This window comes from Spirabiliibacterium falconis (genome assembly GCF_014885015.1).
GTDB lineage: Bacteria > Pseudomonadota > Gammaproteobacteria > Enterobacterales > Pasteurellaceae > Spirabiliibacterium > Spirabiliibacterium falconis.
Genome location: NZ_JABMIJ010000013.1, coordinates 1 through 11,522, shown reverse-complemented (window position 1 = coordinate 11,522; position 11,522 = coordinate 1). Strand labels below are relative to the sequence as shown.

The 11,522-nt window shown below is 43.4% G+C and carries 9 protein-coding genes; 8 read left to right on the top strand and 1 reads right to left on the bottom strand.

From position 1 onward, the window contains the following. The first annotated feature begins 177 nt into the window (after positions 1-177). From fdhD to HPC40_RS07670, 6 genes are all read left to right on the top strand, one after another. Positions 178-975 carry a formate dehydrogenase accessory sulfurtransferase FdhD gene (gene fdhD / locus HPC40_RS07695; protein ID WP_208118915.1) on the top strand — a complete coding sequence of 266 codons (798 nt, stop codon included), beginning with the start codon at positions 178-180 and terminating at the stop codon, positions 973-975. Positions 976-1,002: 27 nt separating this feature from the next. Next, on the top strand, positions 1,003-1,518 hold the full coding sequence (locus HPC40_RS07690; RefSeq protein WP_208118914.1) for a rhodanese-like domain-containing protein: 516 nt from the start codon (positions 1,003-1,005) through the stop codon (positions 1,516-1,518). A gap of 105 nt (positions 1,519-1,623) precedes the next feature. Further along, the gene (polA, locus tag HPC40_RS07685; protein ID WP_208118913.1) at positions 1,624-4,410 is read left to right on the top strand and encodes a DNA polymerase I; all 2,787 of its coding nucleotides are present in this window, start codon (positions 1,624-1,626) and stop codon (positions 4,408-4,410) included. 9 nt (positions 4,411-4,419) lie between these two features. Continuing rightward, positions 4,420-5,886 (top strand): 4-hydroxy-3-polyprenylbenzoate decarboxylase, encoded by a 1,467-nt coding sequence (gene ubiD / locus HPC40_RS07680; RefSeq protein WP_208118912.1) that lies wholly within the window; start codon positions 4,420-4,422, stop codon positions 5,884-5,886. A gap of 123 nt (positions 5,887-6,009) precedes the next feature. Next, positions 6,010-7,356, top strand: coding sequence for an NADP-specific glutamate dehydrogenase (gene gdhA, locus HPC40_RS07675; RefSeq protein WP_208118911.1), 1,347 nt, complete (start codon positions 6,010-6,012; stop codon positions 7,354-7,356). Positions 7,357-7,528: 172 nt separating this feature from the next. After that, positions 7,529-8,377 carry a class II glutamine amidotransferase gene (locus HPC40_RS07670; protein WP_208118910.1) on the top strand — a complete coding sequence of 283 codons (849 nt, stop codon included), beginning with the start codon at positions 7,529-7,531 and terminating at the stop codon, positions 8,375-8,377. 60 nt (positions 8,378-8,437) lie between these two features. Here HPC40_RS07670 and pgtP read toward each other — a convergent pair whose 3' ends face one another. Continuing rightward, complete coding sequence (gene pgtP / locus HPC40_RS07665) at positions 8,438-9,778, bottom strand: phosphoglycerate transporter protein PgtP (RefSeq protein WP_208118909.1); 1,341 nt, start codon at positions 9,776-9,778, stop codon at positions 8,438-8,440. A 209-nt stretch (positions 9,779-9,987) separates the two neighbouring features. Here pgtP and HPC40_RS07660 point away from each other — a divergent pair, with 209 nt between their 5' ends. After that, positions 9,988-10,467 carry a Dps family protein gene (locus HPC40_RS07660; RefSeq protein WP_208118908.1) on the top strand — a complete coding sequence of 160 codons (480 nt, stop codon included), beginning with the start codon at positions 9,988-9,990 and terminating at the stop codon, positions 10,465-10,467. Between the two features lie 82 nt (positions 10,468-10,549). Continuing rightward, the gene (locus tag HPC40_RS07655; RefSeq protein ID WP_208118907.1) at positions 10,550-11,188 is read left to right on the top strand and encodes an NAD(P)H-dependent oxidoreductase; all 639 of its coding nucleotides are present in this window, start codon (positions 10,550-10,552) and stop codon (positions 11,186-11,188) included. Positions 11,189-11,522 lie beyond the last annotated feature (334 nt).

Genomic DNA, 11,522 nt, shown 5'->3' with positions numbered 1-11,522 from the left:
TTCGTATTTGCATTTGTAACGAAATTGTAAAATTACAAATTGGCTCAATGGTACTCTTGATTAAGCCTATGTGCAATATTTTAACGCAATTTATGCAATCTAGTTCACAATGCGCTACAATGAAAGGGTGAATTTTATTGAAAATATTGACATAGATCACGCTATGAGGAACAAGGTGTGCAAAATTTAACCGAGCGACGAATAACCCGCTATCAATCAAACAACGCGACCGCACTTTTGTCACAAACAGATTATCTTGCTAATGAAGTGCCAGTGGCACTGGTCTATAACGGCATTGCGCACACGGTAATGATGTGTACACCACAAGATTTGGAGGATTTTGCGCTCGGTTTTTCGTTAGCGGAAGGCATTATTGATACGAAAAGTGCGGTTTATGGCATGGATGTTGTGACGCAATGTAATGGGCTCGAGGTGCAAATCGAGATGGCGACACGCTATTTTGTGGCACTTAAAGAAAAGCGACGCACACTGACGGGGCGAACAGGCTGCGGGCTATGTGGTGTGGAGCAGCTGAACCAAGTCACACGTCCACTAACTGACGTTGAGCAAACAATCACCTTTTCTTTATCTCAATTAGATGACATACTCATACAAATGCAGCAACAGCAAGTGTTGGCACAAAAGTGCGGTGCGACGCACGCAGCGGCGTTTTTTTCGCCACAAGGTGAATTGCTTGCTATTCGCGAAGATGTTGGGCGGCATGTTGCATTGGATAAATTATTAGGCTGGCATGCAAAGTGTGGTCAGCCACACGGCTTTGTCCTCGTTTCTAGCCGTGCAAGTTATGAAATGGTGCAAAAATGTGTGGCATGCGGCATCGAAATGTTAATCGCTATTTCAGCTGCGACTGATTATGCCGTGCAGCTGGCACAACAATACAATCTTACTCTACTTGGATTTGCTCGCACAGGACGTGCTGTGATTTATCACGATAATCAACGTTTACAGCAATAAACGTTTACAGCAATAAAAGGAGCAACTATGCAAACGGTTAATGCAACAACCCTTACGCAATGGCTTGAGAAGGAAAATGCGGTATTAATTGATGTGCGTGAGCCAAATGAATACGCCGCAAGCCACATTCCGCAAGCCTGTTCTCTGCCACTTTCACAGCTTGAGCAAAGTCTCGCACATATCCCCGTAGGGCGTAAAGTCGTGATTCAGTGTCAAAAAGGCAAACGTGGCGAAAAAGGCTGTGCGATTATTGCACAACATGCCCCACACGTTGAGCTTTACAATCTCGAAGGTGGCATTGAAGCGTGGCAACAAGCTGGTTTTCCCGTGATCTCTGCCAGCAACAGGAAAACATTACCGCTGATGCGTCAAGTACAACTCGCCGCAGGCAGCCTTGTGGCACTGTTCTCTCTGCTAAGCCTTGCTGGTGCGCACGGATTTTCGGTACTTACCTTATTAATTGGTTGTGGGCTGATTTTCGCTGGTGCAACAGGCTGGTGCGGTATGGCGATTTTGCTGCAAAAAATGCCGTGGAATAAATAATCCCGACCGCACTTTGCATAAAAGTGCGGTGTTCTTTCATCTGTACTCACAAGGCAAAATCCTTTAGGATAGTCAGCAATGTTGAATTATCTTTGAGTACTGCCCATGAGTGCTAAAATTGCTGAAAATCCGTTCGTGTTAGTGGACGGGTCGTCTTATCTTTATCGCGCCTTTCACGCTTTCCCGCCATTGACCAATTCGTTAGGCGAGCCAACGGGGGCGATGTATGGCGTGTTGAATATGCTCAAAAGCCTGATTGCGCAGGCCAATCCGAAATACATTGCGGTCGTGTTTGATGCCAAAGGCAAAACCTTCCGTGATGAACTTTATGCTCAATACAAATCTCACCGCCCGCCAATGCCCGATGATTTGCGTGCGCAAATTGCGCCATTGCATCAGATGATTAAGCTATTGGGCATTCCGTTATTGGTGGTGGATGGTGTGGAGGCTGACGATGTCATTGGCACGCTGGCGGTACAGGCGTCAAAGTGCGGTCAATCTGTGCTGATTAGTACGGGGGATAAGGATATGGCGCAGTTGGTTGATGATCATATTATGTTGATCAACACGATGAACAATACCTTGCTCGACCGTGCGGGCGTAGAGGAAAAATATGGCATTCCGCCTCAGTTAATCATTGATTATCTCGCCTTAATGGGCGATAGCTCCGATAACATTCCAGGCGTGCCGGGTGTGGGGGAAAAAACCGCACTTGCACTATTGCAAGGCTTAGGCTCAATGGCGCATATTTATGCGAACCTAGATCAGGTCGCAACACTGCCAATTCGTGGTGCGAAGACGCTAGGGGCAAAATTAGCCGATGCGAAATCGCTTGCGGATTTGTCTTATCAGCTGGCAACGATTAAAACGGATGTGGAACTGCTGATTTTGTATGAGCAATTGGTTATGCAGCCCCAAGATACGGATGGGCTAATCGAGGCGTTTGGACGTTATGAATTTAAGCGTTGGTTGAATGACTTGTTAGGTAATGCCGCCACAGAGAGCAAGCCAATTAATGTTAGTGCGGCAGCGAAGGGCTATGCGGAACGTGATAAAAATGAAAGTGCGGTTGCCGAAGTCAATATTGATCGTAGCCGTTATCAGACCATTTTAACCTCTGCGCAATTCGATGAATGGCGAGAGAAGTTGTCAGCGGCGGCATTGTTTGCGCTCGATCTTGAAACCAATTCGCTAGATTATATGCAAGCACGCATTGTGGGTATGTCATTTGCGTTGGAAAATGGTGAGGCGGCTTATTTGCCATTGCAGCATTATTATCTTGATGTGCCAACACAGCTGGATTTTGACCGCACTTTAGCCTTGCTGAAACCTATTTTTGAAAATCCGAAAATTGCTAAAGTTGGGCAGAATATTAAGTATGATTACACTATTTTGAGCCGTTATGGCGTGGTATTGCAAGGCGTGCAGTTTGACACTATGTTGGAGTCCTACACACTGGATAGTACAGGACGGCACAATATGGACGAGCTCGCCAAACGTTATTTAGGGCATCAGACCATCAGTTTTGAGACTATTGCAGGTAAAGGAAAAGGGCAGTTAACATTCGATCAAATTGAGATTGCAAAGGCGAGTGAATATGCTGCGGAAGATGCGGATGTAACGATGAAATTGCATCAGCAGTTATGGCAAAAACTAGAGGCACAATCGTCATTAAAAACATTGTTTACCACTCTTGAAATGCCGCTCGCCTTGGTGCTTTCTCGCATTGAGCAAAATGGCGTGAAATTAAACTGTGAACGGCTTTTGCAGCAAAGCAATGAGATTAGCATACGTCTTAACGAGCTGGAAACACAAGCACATGAACTGGCAGGAGAGCCATTTAATTTAGCTTCCACTAAACAGTTACAGATGATTTTGTTCGAGAAACTGGCGTTGCCTGTGTTGAAAAAAACGCCTAAAGGAGCACCAAGCACGAATGAAGAGGTGCTAGAAGAGCTGGCTGTGGATTATGAATTACCTCGTATCTTGCTTGAACATCGTGGCTTAGCGAAGTTGAAATCAACCTATACAGACAAGCTGCCGCAAATGATTGATCCTACTACGGGGCGTGTGCATACCTCTTACCATCAGGCGGTAACCATTACTGGACGATTGTCATCAAGTGATCCGAATTTGCAAAATATCCCTATTCGTAATGAAGCGGGGCGACGCATTCGCAAAGCCTTTATTGCAGAAAAGGGGAATTGTATTGTTGCAGCAGACTATTCACAAATCGAATTACGGATTATGGCGCATCTTTCTGGCGATAAGGGATTGTGCGAAGCATTTGCACAGGGTAAAGACGTCCACCGTGCTACCGCGGCAGAAATTTTTGGCGTAAGTTTAGAGCAAGTGAGCAGTGAACAACGCCGCAGTGCAAAAGCGATCAATTTTGGGCTAATTTATGGGATGAGTGCTTTTGGGCTAGCACGTCAATTGGGCATTGCACGCAATCAAGCACAGGAATACATTGACCGTTATTTTAAACGCTATCCTTTGGTGCAGCAATTTATGCACGATATTCAAGAAAAAGCCCGCACGCAAGGTTATGTGGAAACGTTATTCGGGCGTAGGCTTTATCTGCCAGAAATTCAATCCAGTAATGGGATGCGCCGTAAAGCAGCGGAGCGTGTTGCCATTAATGCGCCAATGCAAGGCACTGCGGCGGACATCATTAAAAAAGCTATGTTGGCGATCGATGCTGAGATTCAAGACCGAGATGACATCAAAATGATCATGCAAGTGCACGATGAATTGGTGTTTGAAGTTGCAGTTGATAGCGTGAGCCAGTGGAGTGAGATGATTAAACAAAAAATGGAAAGTGCGGTTATGCTTAACGTGCCTTTAATTGCTGAGGTGGGCGTGGGTGATAACTGGGATGAAGCACATTGAGGCTAAAGAATGAAATACAAAAATTTACGCGATTTTTTAGATTTATTAGAGCAGCGAGGCGAGTTAAAACGCATTAGTTTGCCGATTGATCCGCATTTGGAAATGACCGAAATTGCCGACCGCACTTTGCGTGCAGGTGGCCCAGCGTTGTTGTTTGAAAACCCAATCGGATCGGATATCCCAGTGCTATGCAACTTGTTTGGCACAGCAAAGCGTGTGGCACTTGGCATGGGGCAAGAAGAGGTGAGTGCGCTGCGTGATGTGGGTAAATTGTTAGCATTTTTAAAAGAACCCGAGCCGCCGAAAGGGTTCAAAGATTTTATCCAAAAATTACCGCACTTTAAGCAGGTGTTGAACATGCCCACCAAAGTGCTGGGTAAAGCACCGTGTCAGCAAATCGTGTGGCAAGGTGAGGATGTGGATTTACACAAACTGCCGATTATGCACTGCTGGCCAGGTGATGTTGCCCCTTTGGTGACATGGGGGTTGACGGTAACCAAAGGCCCTTATAAAAAACGGCAAAATTTGGGCATTTATCGCCAACAATTGATCGCAAAGAATAAGTTAATTATGCGCTGGCTTTCTCACCGTGGTGGTGCGATTGATTTTCAAGAATGGAAAGAGGCGCATCCAGGTGAGCCGTTCCCGCTTTCTGTGGTGTTGGGCGCAGATCCAGCCACGATCTTAGGGGCTGTGACGCCCGTGCCTGATACCTTGTCAGAATATGCGTTTGCAGGGCTTTTGCGGGGAAACAAAACGGAAGTGGTCAAATCCGTTTCCAATGATTTAGAGATTCCAGCCAGTGCGGAAATTGTGCTTGAGGGCTATATTGACCCTGAAGAAACCGCACTTGAGGGGCCTTATGGCGATCATACGGGCTATTATAATGAACAGGATTATTTCCCTGTTTTTACGGTTACGCACATCACGATGCGGGAAAAGCCGATTTATCACTCCACCTACACTGGCCGTCCACCTGATGAGCCCGCAGTGCTTGGCGAGGCTTTGAATGAAGTGTTTGTGCCAATTTTGCAAAAGCAATTCCCTGAGATTGTGGATTTCTATTTACCGCCTGAGGGCTGTTCGTACCGTCTGGCGGTGGTGACGATCAAAAAGCAATACCCAGGGCACGCGAAGCGTATTATGTTGGGGGTATGGTCGTTTTTACGCCAATTTATGTACACCAAATATGTGATTGTGTGTGATGATGATGTGAATGCGCGGGACTGGAAAGATGTGATTTGGGCGATTACCACGCGTAGTGATCCTGCTCGTGATGTCACGATGATTGAACATACGCCGATTGATTATCTTGATTTTGCCTCGCCTGTGGCAGGATTAGGCTCTAAAATGGGCATCGATGCCACGAATAAATGGCAAGGTGAAACCGCAAGAGAATGGGGAATTCCTATTGTAAAAGATAAAGAAGTAGTGAAAAAAATAGATGAATTATGGGATAAATTGGCAATTTTTTAGAAAAAATATAGTTTACAAGGCGATAAAAGTGCGGTATGTTTAAGACCTAAAATTTATTTTTAGACCCTATCAAAATAATAATATGACTTAAACACAACATCATAACAAAAACAGAGGTACATTATGAGTAACTTACCAACCGTTGAAGAATTTTTAGCACGCCTTGAACAACGTGACCCAAACCAACCTGAATTCTTGCAAGCAGCGCGCGAAGTGTTAACATCACTTTGGCCGTTTATTGAAAAAAATCCAAAATACCATTCACAAGCCTTGCTTGAACGTATCTGCGAGCCAGAGCGTGCTATTCAATTCCGCGTACCTTGGGTGGATGATAAAGGGCAGGTGCAAGTTAACCGTGCATTTCGTGTACAATTTAATAATGCCATTGGTCCATTCAAAGGTGGCTTGCGTTTTCACCCATCGGTAAACCTATCAATTTTGAAATTCTTAGGCTTTGAACAAGTGTTTAAAAATGCACTGACAACATTGCCAATGGGCGGTGGTAAAGGTGGCTCTGACTTTGACCCTAAAGGGAAAAGCGAAGGCGAAATTATGCGTTTTTGCCAAGCGTTAGTCACCGAGCTTTACCGTCACGTTGGGCCAGATACTGACGTGCCAGCAGGCGACATCGGTGTGGGCGGGCGTGAGATTGGTTATATCACGGGTATGATGAAAAAAATCACCAATAATACGGCTTGCGTTTACACAGGGAAAGGTTTAAGTTTCGGTGGTAGTCTGATTCGCCCTGAAGCGACAGGTTACGGATTGGTGTATTTTGCTCAAGCCATGCTGAAACACAAAGGCGATAGCTTTGCAGGCAAAGTTGTTTCGGTATCAGGCTCGGGTAACGTGGCACAATATGCTATTGAAAAATGTTTAGAACTCGGTGCGAAAGTCATTACTTGTTCTGACTCCCAAGGCACAGTAGTCGACCCAGAGGGCTTTACAACGGAAAAACTCGCTGCCTTAATGGAAATCAAAAATGAAAAATACGGTCGTGTGAAGGAATATGCGGAAAAATTTGGCCTTGAGTATCTAGAAGGTAAAAAACCGTGGGGCGTGAAAGTGGATATTGCACTGCCGTGTGCGACTCAAAATGAACTCGGCTTAGATGATGCAAAAACCTTGATCGCCAACGGTGTACAACTGGTGGCAGAAGGTGCGAATATGCCAACCACCATTGAGGCGACCGATGAGTTGATTGCAGCAGGTGTTGCGTTTGGACCGGGTAAAGCGGCGAATGCGGGGGGCGTGGCAACATCTGGTCTAGAAATGTCACAAAACGCACAACGTTTAAGTTGGACACGAGAAGAAGTGGATGCCAAATTGCATGAAATTATGCTTGATATTCACGCTGTGTGTGAAAAATACGGGAAACAACCAGATGGCTCAATTAACTATGTGGTGGGTGCAAACATTGGTGGCTTCGTTAAAGTGGCGGATGCCATGTTGGCACAAGGTGTTTGTTAGACAAACCGCACTTTATGTTTTATCAAGCCAGAGTTCGCTCTGGCTTTTTTGTTAATAATGAAAAGTGCGGTCAAGAAATTGATATCCCTCTATTTTGTATTGATAAAAAAAGCGTATAATGTGCATAAATTAATTCATTTAGTAAAATAATAAAGAAAGGATTATCTGTGTTATGTGTCAACTTCTAGGAATGAACTGTAATAGCCCAACCGACATTGTTTTTTCCTTTGAAGGCTTTCGCCGTCGGGCTGGGGTGACCGATCAACATAATGATGGTTTTGGGATTGCTTTTTTTGAAGGTAAAGGTGTACGCATTTTTCGTGATGATCGCCCTGGTGCATCTTCACCTGTGGCGGATTTAGTTAAGCAATATCACATCAAATCGTACAACGTAATCGCGCATATTCGCAAAGCCACCCGTGGGAGCGTGAACCTTGAAAATACACACCCTTTTATTCGAGAAGTGTTTGGTGAAAATTGGGTATTTGCGCACAATGGCGATTTAGAAACTGTGCCCGATCTGGAACAAAGCCATTGCCATCCGATTGGCACAACAGATTCAGAAGCCGCATTTTGTTATATTGTTGACAGCATTAAAAATCGTTTTGCGAGCAAACCGAGTGAGCAAGAGATTTTTGAATTTATGCAAGAAATCACACCCGAGCTTTCAAGCCGTGGCACATTTAATTATATTCTTTCGAATGGGCAGTGGATGTTGGCACATTGTTCCACAAATTTGCATTATATTTGTCGCAAAGCACCTTTCGGCAAGGCGTGCCGTATTGATGATGATGAGGTGATTGACTTCAGTCAATATGCTAAACCTGATGATCGAGTGGTGATTATTTCCACTTATCCATTAACCAAAGATGAGCAATGGACACGGATGGGCAAACACGGCTTTGCGTTTTTCAAAGATGGCGCACTGCTATTCAATGAGCCGGGGCGACCGTTTACGCCTGAAGAGATCGACGCAATGCGGATTACGGCAGCAGATTGTAAACCGCTTAAAGTTGCATAATGGAGAAATAAAAAACCGCACGTTAAAGTGCGGTTTTATTTTGTGCGTTAACCGCACTTTCTATTTTGCTAATTGTTTGTTGGTTTTCTTGAATAGGGTTAGGGCAATAAAGCCAAATGCTAAGAAGCATGAGGAAATCAGAGCATAGAAGCCGCCGTCCCATCCAAAGTTATCAACCAATGCACCAAGCACGGTTCCTGCACTGGCTGAACCGATGAGATAACCAAATAAGCCTGTTAAGCCTGTTGCTGTACCTGTAGCCACTTTTGGCACTAAATCCGCTGCTTGCAAGCCAATCATCATAACAGGTCCGTAGATTAAAAAGCCGATTGCAATTAAGCAGGCGTTATCAACGGCTGGGTTGCCAGCTGGATTTTTCCAGTAAATTATAATGGCAATTAATACACCAACGAGGAATAACAGCATTGGTGGCGCACGGTGACCTTTAAATACTTTATCACTTAGATAGCCACTGACTAACATTCCCGGAATACCTGCATATTCATATAAGAAATACGCCCAACTTTGTTTGTCAAATGAGAAATGTTTCACTTCTTTTAAGTAGGTTGGTGCCCAGTCGATTATGCCATAGCGAATAAAATAGACGAAAATATTGGCAATGGTAATCGCCCATAAAAATTTATTTGTTAAAATATATTTAAAGAAAATATCACGTCCAGTAAGCGTATGTGCAGATTCCACTTGCTCACCCGTGGCTTCGCCTTTGTATTCCTCAATAGGAGGCAGACCTTCTGATTCAGGTGTATCACGCATCAAGAAAAACATAATCACACTAAGTAACACGGCGATGGTCGCAGGTAGGTAGAACAAGGCTTGCCATGCACCAAACAAATAGACACCTAAAATAGCCAATGGACCGATTAACCCGCCGCCGAGATTGTGAGAAATATTCCACCAACTCCACCATGAACCACGCTCTGAGGTTGAAAACCAGTTGGTCATGGTTTTCGCCCCTGGTGGATAGCCCATGCCTTGGAACCAGCCATTAAGCGCACTTAAAGCAACCATGGCGGGTAGCGATGCAAGCACGCCTGGTACAAGTCCGAAAATCATACTGACTGCAGCAGAGGCAACCAAGCCGATGCTAATAAAATATTTTGGGTTTGAACGGTCAGATACATTCCCCATAATGAACTTACTAAAGCCATACGCAATCGCTAGCGCGAATGAGACAGTTCCAAGTTGGGCTTTAGTGTAGCCATATTGTTCGATTAAGTGCGGTATGGCTAAGGAAAAATTCTTACGAATTAAATAGTATGCAGCATAGCCGATAAATACCCCAAAAAAGACCTGCCAACGCAAGCGTTTGTAGTCGTTATCAATTTGCTGTTGATTTTGTATGCGAGGCGCAGGTGGCGACGCTTTTAAAAAAGCAAACATAGTCTCTCCAAAGTTAGATTAAAGAAGTAAAAATAGTATTATTTTTAAGGGAGACCATAATATGAAAAGTTCAAAAGAAAATCAATTTGTTTATTTTCGAACATGACTTTTTGATAGATGATGACTATCTCAGACATTATGTTAGACAATTAGCATATTTTAGGGTGGGATTTATAATATGTAACGTAAACACATATAAGGAGGCTATTATGAAAACCCAAATTGGTTTAGATAAAAAACAATCTGAAACATTAGCGAAAGAATTGAATGAATTACTAGCTGACTATCAGATTTTTTATATGAATGTACGTGGCTATCATTGGAATATTCGAGGCATTAATTTCTTTGAATTGCACGCAAAGTTTGAAGAAATTTATGATGATTTGGTGATTAAAGTAGATGAAATTGCAGAGCGTATTTTAACCTTAGGCTACCGCCCAAGCAATGCGTTTAGTGAATACTTGAAAATTGCCGACATCAAAGAGCACACTGGCGTTTCAAGTGCAAAAGATTGCTTGCAAGGCACATTAGAGGGCTTTAAAACCTTACTGGTTAAACAACGCGCCATTTTAGAAACCGCCAGCGAAGCGGGTGATGAAGGTACCGCATCGCAAATGAGTGATTATATTTCTGAGCAAGAAAAATTAATTTGGATGTATAGTGCAGCTTGCGAAAGTTGTCATCAATAATATGGAATAGAAGTAAAAAGCCGACGATGTTCGGCTTTTTTGTTTTATAATATAATACAGCAAAAAATAAAAAGGAGATTGTATGACAACATTACTTGAAAATTTACAGTGGCGACATGCAGTGAAAGCATATAGTCCAAATAAAAAAGTCCCGCAGGAGAGCGTGGAAAAGATCATTGAGGCGGCACGGCTTGCGCCAACCTCATCAGGCTTGCAACCATTTGAAATGATTGTAATCGAAAATCAAGCATTGAAAGAGCAATTGAGCGAAACCGCACTTAATCCTGAGTGTATGCGAAACTGCTCGCATGTATTAGTTTTTGCTGCTTGGGATAATTATACCGAGCAACGCATTGATAATATGTATGATTTTATCACTGATGAACGAGAGTTACCGCGAGGTCGTTTTAACCGATATACTACCATGTTGAAACAAAAAGTGCTGAAGCATACCCAAGCTGAAAATTTTGCCCATGCGGCACGTCAAACGTATATTGCAATGGGCTTGGCATTGGCACAAGCGGCAGAATTACGGGTAGATACCACCCCGGTAGAAGGCTTTAACAACAATATACTCGACGAACTATTAGAGCTGCCACAGAAAGGATTAAAAAGTGTTTCACTCATCTATATTGGCTACGCAGATACAGAAAAAGATTGGCTTGCACCGATGAAAAAGGTACGCCGTAGCAAAGAAAATATGGTGCATTTTATTAAATAATGCGAAGTATGGATTCAGAGAATGTATGAATTGGTGGGATAGACGGGAACAACTTGGGGATATAACAAATTGATTTAAAACAAACTTATTTTTTTATTATTTGTTTTGTGGGTACTTTATTGGGTACTAAAAATCGGTTTTGTGGTGCTTCGTAGTGCGTCTATATACATCTTTCCCGCCTATTCCCGCGTCTTCCCGCATAATCCCTAATAAAAAATAGTTTTTATTGCGGTTTTATGCGGTTTAGCCCTAAAATGCAATTATACGCTATTTTAGGGTATTTTTGTCGGTTTTAATGGTTTCTATTAGCTAATATGTCAATGATCTTCAAAAA

Excerpts from the sequence above, each read along its gene's own strand:
- HPC40_RS07690 (WP_208118914.1), top strand. The coding sequence starts at position 1,003 with ATGCAAACGGTTAATGCAACAACCCTTACGCAATGGCTTGAGAAGGAA.
- polA (WP_208118913.1), top strand. The coding sequence starts at position 1,624 with ATGAGTGCTAAAATTGCTGAAAATCCGTTCGTGTTAGTGGACGGGTCG.
- ubiD (WP_208118912.1), top strand. The coding sequence starts at position 4,420 with ATGAAATACAAAAATTTACGCGATTTTTTAGATTTATTAGAGCAGCGA.
- gdhA (WP_208118911.1), top strand. The coding sequence starts at position 6,010 with ATGAGTAACTTACCAACCGTTGAAGAATTTTTAGCACGCCTTGAACAA.
- HPC40_RS07670 (WP_208118910.1), top strand. The coding sequence starts at position 7,529 with ATGTGTCAACTTCTAGGAATGAACTGTAATAGCCCAACCGACATTGTT.
- pgtP (WP_208118909.1), bottom strand. The coding sequence starts at position 9,778 with ATGTTTGCTTTTTTAAAAGCGTCGCCACCTGCGCCTCGCATACAAAAT.
- HPC40_RS07660 (WP_208118908.1), top strand. The coding sequence starts at position 9,988 with ATGAAAACCCAAATTGGTTTAGATAAAAAACAATCTGAAACATTAGCG.
- HPC40_RS07655 (WP_208118907.1), top strand. The coding sequence starts at position 10,550 with ATGACAACATTACTTGAAAATTTACAGTGGCGACATGCAGTGAAAGCA.